The following is a 16,365-nucleotide window of genomic DNA, read 5'->3' on the forward strand; positions in this document are numbered from 1 at the left end:
AGAATTTGGTGACGCCAGCGCCAGCAGGGGGCGTCGCCCTACCTTATCCGGGAGAAGTCAGGAGTAGAACTCAAGTCCTCTGCAGCGCCAGATGCGCGCCGAGCCCGACCAACAGCGCGCCGCCGGCGCGGCGCATCAGGCGCTGAGCGCCGCTTGAGCGCTTGAGGCGCGTGACGATAACGCCCGCGAGGAGAACGCAGACGATGTCTGCCGAGGAAAAGATCAGGTTGGCGAGGCTACCCAGAATGAGAAATTGCGCCCAGACCGGGAGGGCAGCGGAGGCGTCGATGAACTGCGGCAGGAATGCCAGGAAGAACAACGCCGTCTTCGGATTGAGCACCTCGACCGTAATGCTTTCCATGAAGGCGCGGCGACCGGATTTCGCACCGATGGCGTGCGGGTTGATTTCGCCGCCGTCGGACTTGGCGCGAAACATCGAGATACCAAGCCAGACTAGGTAGGCGGCACCCGCGAGCTTAACCACGAGATAGAGAACAGGGACCGCGTGGAATAGCACCGAAAGCCCCGCGGCGGCGGCGATCACATGCACGGTGCAACCGAGATGGATGCCGACGGCTGCCATGAAGCCCGACCAGCGGCCACGCGCGATGGTCTGCGCCGTTGCGTAAAGCATGGCTGGGCCAGGGATGTAGGCAAAAACCGAAGTCGTGATGAAAAAGGCGATGAGGAGCTCGGTGGAAGGCATGATCTTTTTCTCTGGCGTCGTCGGCTGACGGTGATGTTTCTACACAAAAATATCGCCCGAGCACATCATGGCAGATGAATTTCCGCCTTCATGAAAGTCACCGCCTTGCCGGAGATCAGTACGCGATCGCCGGAGAGTTCACACAGCAGGTGGCCGCCGCGTGCCGAGGCCTGGAACGCCGATAAGTGGATCTTGCCGAGCTTGTCGGCCCAATAGGGGACGAGTGTCGCGTGAATTGAGCCGGTCACCGGATCTTCCGGGATGCCGGCACCGGGCGCGAAGTAGCGTGAAACGAAGTCGTAGGTGTCGCTTTTGCCGGTGATTACCAGCCCCTGCGACTTCAATGTCGCGATTTTCACCAGATCCGGCACGAAGGCGCGGACAGCCGCTTCATCCGGCAATTCAACGAAGACGTTCTCGAAATTTCGGAAGGCGTTGTGGTCGACGTCGGCGAAAAGCGAGGCGATCGACGCCGGCAGCTCTGGCAGAGGCTCAGGCGGAAAGCCTGGCAGATCCATGCGATAGCCGCCGTCGACGCGGGCGACACGCAGTTCGCCGATACGGGTCGAAAAGGCTATTTCGCCAGCCACGTCATGATGTGCCGCGAGCACATGCGCTGTCGCCAGAGTGGCATGGCCACAGAAGTCGACCTCATGGACGGGCGTGAACCAGCGCAGGTCCCAGCCTCTGCCGTTCGGTCGGGCAAAGGCAGTTTCGGCCAGATTGTTCTCGGCCGCGATCGACTGCATGACCTCTTCGGCCAGCCAGTCGTCGAGGACGAGCACGGCGGCAGGGTTGCCACCGAATATCCGGTCCGAAAAAGCGTCGACCTGATACATCACCGCCATGGGACTTACTTTCGCAACGCGTCAGGCCTTGAGCCGCTCGGCGAAGCCGTCGACATCCCTTTCGGTGGTGGCGAAGCTGGTCACGAACCGGTAGAGGCCTTCGTTTTCGCCGAGATGGCCATCGAAGCCATGCGGCATATGCCAATCGTAGAAGGCGGCTCCCGAAGCCAGCAGCCGTTCGGCCTTCTTCCGGTCGAGTATGGCAAAGACCTCGTTTGCCTGCGGCAGCCAGGCCAGCTTGGAGCTTTCGTCATCCTCGATCGTCGCCGCCAGTCGAGCGGCCATGGCGTTGGCGTGATGGGCAGTCTCGATCCATAGCCCATCCTTGAAATAGGCGTCGAACTGGGCGGCGATGAAGCGCGACTTGGAAAAAAGCTGTGCGGCGCGCTTGCGCAGGAAGGCAAGCTCCTTGGCGCGGTCGAGATCGAACAGCACGATCGCTTCCGCGCACCAGCAGCCGTTCTTGGTGCCGCCGAAGGACAAGATGTCGATGCCACGCTTCCAGGTCATTTCGGCGGGAGTTGCCTCGAGTGAGGCGAGCGCGTTGGCGAAGCGGGCGCCGTCCATGTGCAGCGGCAGTCCGTACTTCTTGGCAATCTTCGAAATGGCGTCGATGTCGTCCAGCCCGTAGACCGTGCCTGTTTCGGTCGACTGGGTGATGGAGATTGCCATCGGTCGGCCACCATGGACGAATTCTCCGGCAAAACGTCCGATCGCCTGCTCCAGCGCATCAGGATCGATGCGGCCAAGCGCACCATCGACGGGCCGTAGCCGTGAGCCGCCGGTAAAATATTCGGGTGCGCCGCATTCGTCCTCCACGATGTGCGATTCGCGATGGCAGAAGGTGATGCCGCCGGGTTTGTTGTAGGCGGTGAGCGAAAGCGAGTTGGCGGCGGTGCCTGTGGCTACGAAGAAGATCGCGACCTCGCGCTCGAAAATTTCGCTGAAACGATGCGCGACCGCCTTGTCGAGATCACTGTCGCCATAGGCTGCGGCGAATCCGGCATTGTGCGCGTTGAGCGCGGCAGCAACCTTGGGATGGGCGCCGGCCCAGTTGTCGGAGGCAAAAAACATGCTTTCGGTGCCCATCTCTCGCAATTCGGGAAAGGCGCGAACCAGACCGTATTCGGTGTCCGTCCGCAAGGTCCAGCACTGTCCTGATGTTTGGAGCCAGAGGCCATCCGTGCTATTGGGCCACAAAGTTTCGACAGCGATCGGTACTGGGTAATTTTCTTTCGCCAAACGGTCGGGAAATTTCCGAATCGGTCTTGTATGAGATCTGGATTTCTGTCATAGGAAATTTAGGACAGCATTGCTGTCTTATTTACCGGTACCAACCAGGCTGGATTGGCGTATGATCGACGCTTGTCCGGCTGCCGCCACGAGTGGCGTGCGATGACAGGCCGAACCTCGGCCGGACGATACCCGGCATGGTTCGCCAGGATTTCGCGACAGGTGCGAGAAACGTGAAGAGGGAAGTGTCAAGCTTCCCATGGAGAAGAAGCGTCCGAGTGGCGCAGAACAGAGGATAGAACGATGACGGAAGTGACGCCATCTGTGACGACGGTTTTTGCCTCGGTTGCACAGACGAAAGCGGCCACCGTCAAAGCCGCTCTCCGAACCACCACCGCTCCGACCGCCGGACTGTTCGACCGATCGCCTTCGGCCCAAGGCATGTATGACCCGCGCAACGAACATGACGCCTGCGGCGTCGGCTTCATCGCCCAGATGAAGGGCGTGAAGTCGCACCAGATCGTCAAGGACGGCCTGTTCATGCTGGAAAACCTCACCCACCGCGGCGCGGTGGGCGCGGACCCGTTGATGGGCGACGGTGCCGGCGTGCTGGTGCAAATCCCCGACCGTTTCTTCCGCGAGGAAATGGCCAAGCAGGACATCGAGCTGCCGCCGGCCGGCCAGTATGGCGTCGGGCACTGGTTCATGCCGCGGGATCCGGAACTGCGCGCCCATGTCGACGCGATCATCGCCGAATCGGCGCAATCCGAGGGTCTTCCGCTCATCGGTTTTCGCGACGTTCCGGTCGACAATTCCTCTTTGTCCAAAGCGCCCGATATCGCGGCGGCCGAGCCGTTCCACCGCCAGGTGTTCATCGGCCGCACGCCCGACATCGACAATGACGAGGAATACGAGGCGCGCCTCTATCTCCTGCGCAAGGTGATCTCGGGCCGCATCTATGCCGAGCACAACAACAAGGACATCGGCTCCTACTGCGTGTCGCTGTCGGCGCGCACCATCGTCTATAAAGGCATGTTCCTGGCCTATCAGGTCGGTGCGTATTACAAGGACCTTTCCGACCCGCGCTTCGAGACGGCGCTGATCCTGGTCCACCAGCGTTTTTCGACCAACACTTTCCCGTCGTGGAAGCTGGCGCATCCCTACCGCATGGTCGCCCACAACGGTGAAATCAACACCGTGCGCGGCAACAACAACTGGATGGCGGCACGCCAGGCCTCGGTCGATTCCGAGCTCTTCGGCAACAACATTTCCAAGCTGTGGCCGATTTCCTATGAGGGGCAGTCGGATACGGCCTGTTTCGACAACGCGCTCGAGTTCCTGTTCCAGGGGGGCTACACGCTGGCGCATTCGATGATGATGCTGATCCCGGAAGCCTGGGCCGGCAACAAGTCGATGGATGCCGACCGTAAGGCGTTCTACGAATACCACGCAGCGCTGATGGAGCCGTGGGATGGTCCCGCCGCCGTCTGCTTCACCGACGGGCGCCAGATCGGCGCGACGCTGGACCGCAACGGCCTGAGGCCCGCGCGTTATATCGTCACCGACGACGATCGCGTCATTCTGGCCTCGGAGGCCGGTGTGCTGCCGGTCGACGAAAAGCATGTCGTGCGCAAGTGGCGGCTGCAGCCGGGCAAGATGCTGCTCATCGACCTGGTCAAGGGGCGCATCATCTCCGACGAGGAGATCAAGAAGGAGATTGCTGCGCAGCATCCCTACAAGGACTGGCTGAAGCGCACCCAACTGGTGCTCGAGGACCTGAACCCGGTGGAGCCGCGCGCGCTTCGCAAGGATGTCACTCTGCTCGACCGTCAGCAGTCCTTCGGCTACAGCCAGGAGGATCTGAAGCTTCTGATGGCGCCGATGGCCGTCACCGGCCAGGAAGCCGTCGGCTCGATGGGTACCGACACGCCGATTTCGGCGATGTCGGACAAGTCGAAGCTGCTCTACACCTATTTCAAGCAGAACTTCGCCCAGGTCACCAACCCGCCGATCGATCCGATCCGCGAGGAACTGGTGATGAGCCTGGTGTCCTTCATCGGACCGCGGCCGAACATCTTCGATCTGGTCGGTTCCTCCCGCAAGAAGCGGCTGGAAGTGCGCCAGCCGATCCTCACCAATGGCGATCTGGAGAAGATCCGCTCCATCGGTCACACCGAGGATCGCTTCGACACCAAGACCATCGACATCACCTATTCCGTCACCGAAGGGGTAGCGGGCATGACGGGTGCGGTCGAGCGTCTGTGCGACCGCGCCGAAGCGGCGGTTGCCGGGGGCTACAACATCATCATCCTGTCCGACCGTCAGGTCGGGCCGGACCGCATCGCCATTCCGGCGCTGCTGGCGACGGCTGCCGTGCACCATCACCTGATCCGCAAGGGCTTGCGTACTTCGGTCGGCCTGGTCGTGGAATCGGGCGAGCCGCGCGAAGTGCATCATTTCTGCTGCCTAGCCGGTTACGGAGCGGAAGCGATCAACCCGTATCTCGCTTTCGATACGCTGCTCGACATGCACAGGAAGGGCGAGATGCCGGAAGAGGTCGACGCCTCGGAAGTCGTCTCGCGCTATATCAAGTCGATCGGCAAGGGTATCCTCAAGGTGATGTCTAAGATGGGCATCTCGACCTACCAGTCCTATTGCGGCGCGCAGATCTTCGACGCGGTCGGTCTCAAGAGCGACTTCATCGAGAAATACTTCACCGGAACAGCGACGCTGATCGAAGGCGTCGGCCTCGACGAGGTTTCGGAAGAGACGGTGGCCCGCCATGGCGATGCCTTCGGCGATGATCCGGTGCTGCGCACCAGTCTGCAGGTTGGCGGCGAATACATGTACCGCATGCGCGGCGAAGCCCATACCTGGACGCCGGACGCGGTTGCCACGCTGCAGCATGCCGTGCGCAAGGGTTCGTGGTCGACCTTCAAGGAATTCTCGCAGCAGATCGACAGCGAGACGGCGCGCGCCCAGCAGATCCGCGGCCTGTTCCGCATCAGGCTGGCCGAAGAGACCGGCCGCAAGAAGGTGGCACTGGAAGAGGTCATGCCAGCGGCCGAGATCGTAAAGCGTTTCTCGACGGGTGCGATGTCGTTCGGCTCGATCTCCCGGGAAGCCCATACCACGCTGGCGATCGCCATGAACACGATCGGCGGCAAGTCGAATACGGGCGAGGGCGGCGAGGAGCCGGACCGCTACCTGCCGCTGCCTGGCGGTGGCCGCAATCTCGAGCGTTCGGCCATCAAGCAGGTGGCGTCGGGCCGGTTCGGCGTGAGCGCAGAATATCTCGTCAATTCCGACATGATGCAGATCAAGGTGGCGCAGGGCGCTAAGCCCGGCGAGGGCGGCCAGCTGCCCGGCCACAAGGTCGACGCGACCATCGCCAAGGTTCGCCATTCGACACCTGGCGTCGGCTTGATCTCGCCGCCGCCGCATCATGACATCTATTCGATCGAGGATCTGGCGCAGCTGATCTACGATCTGAAGAACGTCAATCCGGCGGCCGACGTGTCGGTGAAGCTGGTGTCGGAAGTCGGCGTCGGAACGGTTGCGGCGGGCGTCGCCAAGGCGCGTGCCGACCACATCACCATCTCCGGCTACGATGGCGGTACCGGCGCTTCGCCGCTGACCTCGCTCAAGCATGCCGGCTCGCCATGGGAGATGGGGCTGGCCGAGACGCATCAGACGCTGGTGCTGAACGGCCTGCGTTCCAGAGTGGCGCTGCAGGTCGACGGTGGCCTGCGCACCGGACGCGATGTCATCGTCGGCGCACTGCTCGGCGCCGACGAGTTCGGCTTCTCGACCGCGCCACTGATCGCGGCCGGCTGCATCATGATGCGCAAGTGCCACCTCAACACCTGCCCGGTTGGCGTCGCCACCCAGGATCCGGTGCTGCGCAAGCGCTTCAAGGGAACGCCCGAACACGTCATCAACTACTTCTTCTACGTGGCGGAAGAGGTGCGCGAACTGCTGGCCGAAATGGGTTACACCCATCTCGACCAGATCATCGGCGACACCGATCTTCTGGAAAAGCGCGAGGTCATCAACCACTGGAAGGCACGCGGGCTGGATTTCTCGAAGATGTTCCACAAGCCCGAAGCGCCGCGCGAGGCCGTTCATTGGACCGAACGCCAGAAGCACCCGATCGACGATGTGCTGGACCGTCAGTTGATCGAACAGGCCAAGCCTGCCCTTGAAGCACGGCAGCCGGTCGAGATCGCTGTGCCGATCCGCAATGTCGACCGCTCGGCGGGCGCAATGCTGTCGGGCGAGGTCGCCAAGCGCTTCAAGCACAAGGGCTTGCGCGAGGACACCATCAAGGTGACGCTGACCGGCACCGCCGGCCAGTCCTTCGGCGCCTTCCTGGCGCGTGGCGTGTCGTTCGAACTGATCGGCGCCGGCAACGATTATGTCGCCAAGGGCCTGTCGGGCGGCCGCATCGTCATCCGTCCGCCGGATGATGCGAAGATCGTCGCCGAGGACTCGATCATCGTCGGCAATACCGTGCTCTACGGCGCCATCGAGGGCGAGTGCTATTTCCGTGGTGTGGCCGGCGAGCGGTTCGCCGTGCGCAACTCGGGTGCCGTGACTGTCGTCGAGGGCGTGGGCGACCATGGCTGCGAATACATGACCGGTGGCGTGGTCGTCGTCATCGGCAAGACGGGCCGTAACTTCGCGGCCGGCATGTCGGGTGGCGTTGCCTATGTGCTGGACGAAGAGGGCGATTTCGCGCTCCGCTGCAACATGGCGATGGTCGAGCTCGAGCCGGTCCCGGAAGAGGATGACCTGATGGAGAAGCTGCTCCATCATGGTGGCGACATCGACCACAAGGGACGTGTCGATGTATCCGGCGACATGACCAGCCACGACGAGGAACGCCTCTACCAGCTGATCTCGAACCATGTGCACTACACCGGTTCGACACGGGGCAAGGAGATCCTCGACGATTGGGCGAACTTCCGGCCGAAATTCCGGAAAGTCATGCCGGTCGAGTATCGCCGCGCGCTGCAGGAGATGGAGCGCGCCCGCATGAGCGTGGCGGCCGAATAGGCATAGCCGGGAGGCAAGCGCTTCCCGGCGCCCGTCACAACACAGCCAATCAATGACCCGATCCCGCGGTTGCGCTCGCGACCGGATGAGGATAACGGGTGCGGCGGTAACCCCGCCACGTGGTCTACAGGAACTGGAACATGGGCAAGGTAACAGGTTTTCTCGAGATCGACCGGCAGGTACACAAGTATCAGCCGGCGTCAGACCGTATCCGGCATTTCCGCGAGTTCACGCTGCCGATGTCGCAGCCGGAGGTCGAGAAACAGGCCGCGCGCTGCATGGATTGCGGCATTCCCTTCTGTCATGGCCCAACCGGCTGTCCGATCCACAATCAGATCCCGGATTGGAACGACCTCGTCTACAACGGCGACTGGGACGCGGCGATCCGCAACCTGCATTCGACCAACAATTTTCCGGAATTCACCGGTCGTATCTGTCCCGCACCTTGCGAGGAAGCCTGCACGCTGAACCTGGAAGACATTCCGGTCGCCATCAAGACGGTGGAGCAGGCCCTGGCCGACAAGGCCTACGAGACCGGCTTTGTCCGCCCCTATCCGCCGGAGAAGAAGACCGGCAAGAAGGTTGCCATCATCGGCTCCGGCCCAACCGGCATGGCGGCCGCACAGCAGCTCGGTCGTGCCGGCCATGACGTGCATGTCTTCGAGCGCGAGAGCCGTCCCGGCGGCCTGCTGCGTTTCGGCATCCCCGACTTCAAGATGGAGAAGCATTATATCGACCGTCGCGTCGAACAGATGGCGGGCGAGGGGGTGACTTTCCATTGCGGCGTCAATGTCGGCGTCGATAAGAAGGTCGAGGAGCTGCTCGCCGAATACGATGCAGTGCTCTATTGCGGCGGTTCGGAAACGCCGCGTCCCGCCGGCATTCCCGGCGACGATCTCGAAGGCGTGCACGATGCGATGCCTTACCTCGTCCAGCAGAACAAGCGCGTCGGCGGCGAGGATATCCAGTCGGTCGCCTGGCAGTCGCAGCCGATCGTGGCATCCGGCCAGCATGTCGTTGTCGTCGGCGGCGGCGATACCGCCTCCGACTGTGTCGGCACGGCCTTCCGTCAAGGCGCGGTGCGCGTCACCCAGCTCGATATCCGTCCGCAGCCGCCGGAGAAGGAAGACAAGCTTTCGGTCTGGCCTTATTGGGCGACAAAGATGCGCACCTCTTCGAGCCAAGCCGAGGGGGCCGAGCGCGAATTCCAGGTCGCGACGCTGGAATTCATCGGTGAGGAAGGTCAGCTCACCGGCGTCAAGTGCTGCGAAGTGGACGAGAAGCGCAAGCCGATCCCTGGTACGGAATTCGTCATTCGCGCCGATCTCGCCTTCATCGCCATCGGCTTCGCCGGTCCGATCGAAGGCGGGGTGACGACTGAACTGGACGGCAAGCTCGACATCATCACCGACGTGCGCCGTTCGAAGAATGTCGCAGCCAACGATCACGACTACCGCACCAATATCGACCGGCTTTATGCCGCGGGCGATATCCGCCGTGGCCAGTCGCTGGTGGTGTGGGCGATCCGCGAAGGCCGTCAGGCCGCGCGTGCCATCGACGAGGCGCTGACCGGCTCAAGCGTGTTGCCACGATGAACGAGTGAGTAGTGAGTAGTGAGTAGTGAGGGAAGAATCCTACTCACTACTCACTATTCTCCTTCTTTCCGATCGCATTGGTCGTCTCTCGTGGCGGCACGCTTGCCGTCGACCCGCCAAAGTCGTCCGCACGGCCAGGTGAAGCGGCTGGCGCGATACCCTGGACGGCCAGTTTTTCTCCCGGAAGCACAAGTGCGGGCTTTGCGGGCGGCGTTGCGCCCAGCAATTCCGTTCCCCCGTCGAGCGCCGGATCGCCCAGTGCGATCGGTTCGGTGCGGTCGACGGGCATCGGGGCGGCTGGTGTCGCCGGTTGACCCGAAGGCGTAGGGCCGACCGGCAGGGACGCGGGAGCCGTCGGTGTCGACAGGCCGAGCATCTTCATCAAGGGCTTTTCGGCATAAAAGGCCAGCTTGCGCTTGCCACCGCGGGTCAGGTTGATGCCATCGTCGGCACGCAGGCGCACCGGTTGGCCATTGACGTCCGGACCGGTCGAGACAAAGGCGCCGTTCTCATCGACGAAACCGTCCCAGATATCGACGAATTCGCCGTTATAGGTCTCGGCCGCGGCGCGATAGATGCCGTTGAAGGCCAGCATGTCGGTGGTCATCTTCTGCGTCTTGAAGGCCGGCATGCCGACCCAAAGATAGGGAATCTTGGAACTCGCCAAGGCCTTTGCGAGCGCCTCGGTGCGCAGCTCATAGGCCTTTGTCCATACTTCCGTGCGTGGTTGTTCGCGCTCTTCACCCACTTTCATCTGCTGGCGGTCGTTCGAACCCATCATGACTATGACTGCGGCCGGCTTTTCGGCCGCCAGGACACCTGCGATCTCCTGTGGCCAGTCGTAGACATCGTCGCGCACGAAGCCGGAAGAGCCCCTGGCCTTGTCGGCAACACGGATGGCGGGATTGTCGGCAAAGACCTCGTTCAACCCTTCGGCAAGGCCGCTCGCCATGAAGTCGCCGATGACCAGGATGGTACGGGCGTCCGCGGCCTTCTCAACCACCGGCGCTTGCGGCGCCGCCGGTGGCTTGCGCACGACAGCCTTCTTCTTTTTTGGGCGAGGCGGGAACCGGGCATCCGGCGGCGGGGCCACCCGCTCGCTGCGGCGAGGGAAGAACAGATCCCGCAGCGACCAGGGCCGCGCTTCCTCTTCCTGGGCGAAGGCCGGGGCATGGAACGATGCGGCGGTCCCGACAATCAGGACGGCGGCCGCGACGAAGAGGAACGGCAGCCGGCGTAGTCTTGCCATCAAGCGCGTTGCCGCCGCCAAGCTGCCTCTCCGTTTCCATTATGGGCGATCCGAACCGGCCGGATCGCTCCTTCTTCATATGCCGGACGTTAACGCCGCCGCAGCGTCTTCAGCACTTCCATGCTGGGATTGCCGTCCGGGGTCAAGCCGACCTTGGCCTGATAGGCCATGATGGCATCCTTGGAAGCCTGGCCGATCTTGCCGTCGAAATTGCCGCTGTAATAGCCGTGGTCGGCCAGACGCTGCTGCAACTCCTGCTTTTCGGAGAAGCTGAGCTTGGTGAAAGGCCGGCTCCAGTCGTTCACCAGCGTGCCGTAACCAGCGATCTGGTCGGCCAGCAGGCCGACGGCGAAGGCGTATTTGTCGGCATTGTTGTAGCGCTTGATGACCGAGAAGTTACGCGTCACCAAGAAGGCGGGGCCTTCGCGGCCACCCGGCAGCTTCAAGGTGGCCTTGTCGGAACCGTTTCGGAACGTCTTCCCGCTGGCGCGGGCAACGCCAAGCGACTGCCATTTGGCAAGCGACATCGAACCGCCCGGCATCTTGCCGTCAGGCAGGGCTACCTCATAGCCCCAGGTCTTGCCGGGCTGCCAACCATTCCTCTTCAAGAGGTTGGCTGCGGTCGCCAACGCATCGGGCACCGAATTCCAGATGTCGCGGCGGCCGTTACCGTCGAAATCGACCGCATAGGCCTGGTAGCTGGTGGGGATGAACTGGGTGTGACCCATGGCACCGGCCCACGAACCTTGCAGATGGCTTTCGTCGATGTCACCGGTCTGCAGGATCTTGAGTGCTGCGATCAACTGGGTGCGGGCGAATTTGGAACGCTTCTTGTCGCCATAGCCGAGTGTTGCCAGCGAACGGATGACGTTGCGCATGACATCGTCGCGTTTCAGCATCTCGCCATAGTTGGATTCCATCGACCAGATGGCGAGCAGGATATAACGATCGACGCCGAAACGGGCCTCGATCTTGTCCAGCCAGGGCTTCCATTTGCGAGCCATCGCCTGACCGTTGGCGATCGACTGTTCGTGCACGCGATTGTCGAAATAATCCCATGCCGGCGCGGTGAATTCAGGCTGGAAACGTGCCTTCTCAAGCACTTCCAGATCGGGATCCTTGATGCTGCGGAACGCGGCATCATAGACGGCGCCGGACACGCCCGATTGAACGGCGGTGGCGCGGAACGAGGCAATCCAGTTGCGGAAGCCAGCGTCGGCTTGCGCAGGCCCGGTCGGGATCAACAAGGCAATCGACAGCGCCGTGGCCGTGGCAAGACTGGCAAGACGCTTAGAGCAATTACTGCAAAAGTGCGCAGCGGTTTTGCGTCCGGAATTCTGTAAAAACAAAGAGCTAAAGCGTTTCCGCGTTTCCGTGAAGAACGGAAACGCTCTAGCAGCGGTGCGAAAGGGCATCATGTCCTCCATTTTCATCGCAGGAAGAGCATTCATGACCGAACCCGGTTAGGATTTGGTTTACCATAGAGCGGCCGGGTTACAAAAAACACGTCCGATAGAAATTTTGACAGGAAGCCTCCGGCCGTTCACTAGTCTTCAATTCCGGCGTGAAAATGTTCCGGCAAAAGGGTTGTTCCCGCAACGGATGATGGATCGATGAGAAAAGTCAGGAAGGCAGTTTTTCCAGTCGCCGGTCTCGGTACGCGCTTTCTTCCCGCCACCAAGGCCATTCCGAAGGAAATGCTGACCGTCGTCGACAGGCCTGTCATCCAATATGTCGTCGATGAGGCACGGGAAGCCGGCATCGAACATTTCATTTTCGTCACCGGTCGCAACAAGGCGGTCATCGAAGACCATTTCGATGTGCAGTTCGAGCTCTATGATACGCTCGCCCAGCGCGGCAAGGATCAGGTGCTGGAGCGTCTGCAACGCCTACAGCCGGCGCCGGGCCAGACCTCGTTTACCCGCCAGCAGGTGCCGCTGGGGCTCGGTCATGCTGTCTGGTGCGCGCGCGAGCTGGTCGGCGACGAACCCTTTGCATTGTTGCTTCCCGATATGATCATGCAGTCGCAAAAGAGCTGCATGAAGGACATGGTCGAACTCTACGAAGAGACCGGCAACAACATCATCGCCGTGCAGGAATGCGATCCGGCCGAAGCGCATAAATACGGCATCGTCGGCCGCGGCGAGGACACTCATACCGGTTTCCGCATTACCGCAATGGTGGAGAAGCCGGAAAAGGGCACGGCGCCGTCGAATTTCTACATCAATGGTCGCTATATCCTGCAGCCGGAGATCTTCGCGATCCTGGAAAGCCAGGAACGCGGCGCCGGCAACGAGATCCAACTCACCGACGGCATGCTGAAGCTGATGAAGGAGCAGTCGTTCTACGGTTACCACTATCGCGGCCGGACCTTCGATTGCGGCTCGCCGGAAGGTTTCGTCGAGGCCAATGTCGCCTTCGCGCTGTGGCGCGAGGGCACGGACAGCAGCATGGCTGGCGTCATTCGCACACTGCTGGACGAGTTCGAGAGCGCCGGCATCAAGGCGTCCGCCGTCTAGAATTGTCGATGGCACGCATCGGCCGGGTTTTTATCCGGCCGAATGCATTTTGAGCGGTCCGGGCAGGGGGTGTTGCGGCCGATAGCCAGTCGACCTCACCGCTGGACGGTGAGGCCGAGATAGACGCTGTTGGTCTTGCTGTCGCGGTTCTCGATACTGCTGGTCATCCGTTCGTGACGCACATAGGAAGTCAGGCCGAGATAGCGGTTGAGCCACCATGTCGCGCCGACCTGGGCGCTGTAGATCAGGTCATGATCGCCGGTGCCTTTGTAGTCGCGGTAAGACAGGCCAAGAGCCGCATTGCCGGTCAGATTGGCGCGCATCTGGCGCTCCAGGGTCAGCCCGGACGTATAGAGGACCGAGCCGCTCTGGCCTGGGGTGGTGGTATCTTCCAGTATGGTTTCGCCGTTGAGGCCCACGATGGTGCCACGCACCGGCGACCAGCGGAAGTCTGCGGCCACCGTGGCGCCCGAAACCGGAAGCAGGCGGCTATCGTCGAAACTTTGGCGCAGCCAGCCGACGGACATTTCGCCGTTCAGTTTCTCGCCCAGGTCGAGTTCCACGCCCCCGCGTATGCCGAGCCGTTTGGATGAGCGCTCGTAGCCGTTCAGGTCTGCCGTTTCATCGAAGGCTCGGCGGCCGATCTCGACCTCTGCAAAAGGGGTGAGCGCTGGCGAGATCTGGTAACCGCCGCGCAAGGTGGTGGTGTAGAGTGTCGAGTTGCGGGTTTCCTGTGACTGGATGGTGCCGTCGCCAAGTGTCGCGTCGCCGAAGATGCTGCGTTCAGCCGCGCCGGTCAGACCGAGGCGCAGCTTGCCGATCTCCTTCTGCAGCGCAAGGCTGCCCTCGAAAGTCTTGCGCTGCGGTTGCGTGATCGCGCCCGGTACGCCCTCCGGCGAGGTCGCGCCTTCCGGCGCCGTCTCGAAGCCAAGTGTGGCGATGGCACGCCAATCGTGATCGAGATCGACATTGAGCGTGCCGTCGAGGCGACCGCGCCATTCCTTGACCTCCTGGCCGGAAAGAGTTTTGCGATAGTTGAGGTCGCCATCGATGACCGCCGAATTGGTAGCCCAGTCGGATGTCGCGTTAAGACGCAAGGTGCTTTGCGAGATCGTTGCCGAGCGACCGAGGGCGCTATTGTCGGCATTCGAAGTCGCCAGCACACCCTGCTCCAGAGACGGCCTTAGCGTGAAACTGCCGAGCTTGATGCCAAGTGGCGCATAGGGCGTATCCTCCCGTCGTACGACACCGCCTTCGATCGCTGCGGTGCGGTCGGCACGGGGATCGAGCGGGCCACGGTCCGCAGCGTCAATCGTTCCGGTGCGAATATTGCGGTCGAGCTCCGGTTCCGCTTCCGCCGCTGCAGGGGTGCCGGGGCGGCGGGCTGCGTTGCGCCGTGTCGTCGTGCGATCCGGCTCGCCGTCCTGGGCGGCTGTTGCATCGTTGCGGCCGCGTTGTCCGGCCTCAGCGGCGTTCGGGAGATTGGTGCCGGTGGCAACAGGCCGGCGGCGGGTTGCCGGGGCTGCCTGGTTCGCGAAAGGATCCGCAGCCTGTGCAGCACCGAGCCCATTCGTGCCAGCCGTTCCAGCCTGAGCAGGATTGCCGGCGGCATCCAACTGGCCGGTGCCGTCGGCCGGCGCGGTGTTCAGTGCATTGGGATCGTCCGGCAGCGCGCCGGGGCTGGCAGGCTGATATGCCGGGTTCGGGATGCCTGTTGCCGGGGCCACCGGCGGAGGCAAGGCACCCGGTGTGCGATTGAGCGGCGACAGACCGCTGGTGCCGAACCGGCCCGCCGGTGGCAGCCCGCGAGGCTGGTTCTGGGTGAGGAACTGGTCGTTGAGCGGACCGCGTAAATTGAGCTGTTGAGCAGATGTGGGTGATGTCATGAGCAAAGGCAGGGCCGTCGCTGCCAGCAGCAAAGCGCCGGCGGCCGTCCTTTCTAGGCTGCTTCTGTCAGGCTGAGCCCGCGACATCGTTACCACATGTTGGTGGCGCACACCCCTGGCGCCATGCTTACCGAACCGTAAATTGGGATGGTTAATGGAGTGTTAGCTTCGGACGCGTTGTGACCGGCAAACGAATGAAATGGACAGACGGACGCGGAAAGGATAATCGCTTCGTCCATGCATGCTGCAAGCTTGAAGAAGAAGCCGGCGGATCGTCAGGCCGCCATCGCTTCGGCCCTCAGAACGGTGGCCACCGAACAGGCCGGACTGGCCGCGCTTAGTACGGCGCTGGAGAACGGCCTGGCCGAACCCTTCGCGCAGGCCGTCGATATCCTGTCGCGCATCAGGGGCCGGGTGATCGTCACCGGTGTCGGCAAGAGCGGCCATATAGGCTCCAAGATCGCCGCCACGCTCGCTTCCACCGGCACGCCGGCCTTTTTCGTGCACCCGGTCGAGGCCAACCACGGCGATCTCGGCATGATCGCGCCGGATGACGCGATCATCGCGCTGTCGTGGTCGGGTGAAAGCCTGGAGCTCAAAGGCATCATCGATTATTCGCGGCGCTTTTCAATTCCGCTGATCGGGCTGACATCCGGCGAGAAATCGGCACTGGGACGCGCAGCCGATGTGGTTCTGACGCTGCCCAAGGCTCAGGAAGCCTGTCCGCACGGGCTGGCGCCGACCACTTCGACGCTGTTGCAACTGGTGATGGGCGATGCGCTGGCGATCGCGCTGCTGGAAGCGCGCGGCTTCACACCGGATCATTTCCGTACCTTCCATCCCGGCGGGCAGCTCGGCGCCAATCTGACGCTGATCTCCGAGATCATGCGCACCGGCGATCAGATTCCGCTCGTTCCGCTTGGTACGAAGATGCCGGAAGCGGTGATGACACTGGCGCAGAAGAAGGTGGGATGTGTGTGCGTGGTCGATGGCGACGGCAAATTGTCCGGTATCGTCACCGATGGCGATCTGGCCCGCAATCTGCACCGCAACCTCGGCGAGACAACGGTCGACGAAGTCATGACCCGTACGCCGAAAACGGTTGAGCCGCAGATGTTCGCAGGTGCGGCGATCGCCTTGCTGAACAAGCACAACATCAGCGCGCTTGTCGTGGTCGAAGGCGGGATGCCTGTGGGCGTGGTGCATTTCCACGATCTGCTGCGCATCGGCGCTGCCTGACGTCATAATTTCACGAAGCCGATATCCACGAT

The 16,365-nt window shown here is 62.2% G+C and carries 10 protein-coding genes; 4 read left to right on the top strand and 6 right to left on the bottom strand.

From position 1 onward, the window contains the following. Positions 1–70: 70 nt before the first annotated feature. The 3 genes from ACFWXH_RS29340 to ACFWXH_RS29350 form a co-directional block, all read right to left on the bottom strand. Positions 71–706 carry a LysE family translocator gene (locus tag ACFWXH_RS29340; protein ID WP_379124970.1) on the bottom strand — a complete coding sequence of 212 codons (636 nt, stop codon included), beginning with the start codon at positions 704–706 and terminating at the stop codon, positions 71–73. Between the two features lie 65 nt (positions 707–771). Further along, entirely contained in the window at positions 772–1,554 is a 783-nt protein-coding gene (locus tag ACFWXH_RS29345; RefSeq protein ID WP_379124972.1) for a PhzF family phenazine biosynthesis protein, read from the bottom strand. 21 nt (positions 1,555–1,575) lie between these two features. Continuing rightward, positions 1,576–2,628 (bottom strand): threonine aldolase family protein, encoded by a 1,053-nt coding sequence (locus ACFWXH_RS29350; protein WP_379125088.1) that lies wholly within the window; start codon positions 2,626–2,628, stop codon positions 1,576–1,578. Between the two features lie 462 nt (positions 2,629–3,090). Between ACFWXH_RS29350 and gltB the strand changes: the two genes are divergently transcribed. Next, positions 3,091–7,845, top strand: coding sequence for a glutamate synthase large subunit (gltB, locus tag ACFWXH_RS29355; RefSeq protein ID WP_379124973.1), 4,755 nt, complete (start codon positions 3,091–3,093; stop codon positions 7,843–7,845). Positions 7,846–7,985: 140 nt separating this feature from the next. Further along, positions 7,986–9,440 carry a glutamate synthase subunit beta gene (locus ACFWXH_RS29360; RefSeq protein ID WP_379124974.1) on the top strand — a complete coding sequence of 485 codons (1,455 nt, stop codon included), beginning with the start codon at positions 7,986–7,988 and terminating at the stop codon, positions 9,438–9,440. A 46-nt stretch (positions 9,441–9,486) separates the two neighbouring features. On the opposite strand, the gene ACFWXH_RS29365 is transcribed toward ACFWXH_RS29360, so the two are convergent. Then, positions 9,487–10,710 (bottom strand): DUF459 domain-containing protein, encoded by a 1,224-nt coding sequence (locus ACFWXH_RS29365; protein ID WP_379124976.1) that lies wholly within the window; start codon positions 10,708–10,710, stop codon positions 9,487–9,489. Positions 10,711–10,778: 68 nt separating this feature from the next. Next, positions 10,779–11,933: a lytic murein transglycosylase gene (locus ACFWXH_RS29370; protein ID WP_379124977.1), complete on the bottom strand. Its 1,155-nt coding sequence runs from the start codon at positions 11,931–11,933 to the stop codon at positions 10,779–10,781. A gap of 369 nt (positions 11,934–12,302) precedes the next feature. Between ACFWXH_RS29370 and galU the strand changes: the two genes are divergently transcribed. After that, positions 12,303–13,208 carry a UTP--glucose-1-phosphate uridylyltransferase GalU gene (gene galU, locus ACFWXH_RS29375; protein WP_379124978.1) on the top strand — a complete coding sequence of 302 codons (906 nt, stop codon included), beginning with the start codon at positions 12,303–12,305 and terminating at the stop codon, positions 13,206–13,208. A 95-nt stretch (positions 13,209–13,303) separates the two neighbouring features. Here galU and ACFWXH_RS29380 read toward each other — a convergent pair whose 3' ends face one another. After that, positions 13,304–15,094, bottom strand: a complete 1,791-nt coding sequence (locus ACFWXH_RS29380) for an outer membrane beta-barrel protein (protein ID WP_379124979.1) — start codon at positions 15,092–15,094, stop codon at positions 13,304–13,306. Positions 15,095–15,331: 237 nt separating this feature from the next. On the opposite strand from ACFWXH_RS29380, the gene ACFWXH_RS29385 reads away from it, so the two are divergent. Then, on the top strand, positions 15,332–16,333 hold the full coding sequence (locus ACFWXH_RS29385; protein ID WP_379124980.1) for an SIS domain-containing protein: 1,002 nt from the start codon (positions 15,332–15,334) through the stop codon (positions 16,331–16,333). The last annotated feature ends 32 nt before the right edge of the window (positions 16,334–16,365 follow it).

The sequence above is a fragment of the Mesorhizobium sp. NPDC059054 genome (assembly GCF_042739215.1).
Taxonomy (GTDB): domain Bacteria; phylum Pseudomonadota; class Alphaproteobacteria; order Rhizobiales; family Rhizobiaceae; genus Mesorhizobium.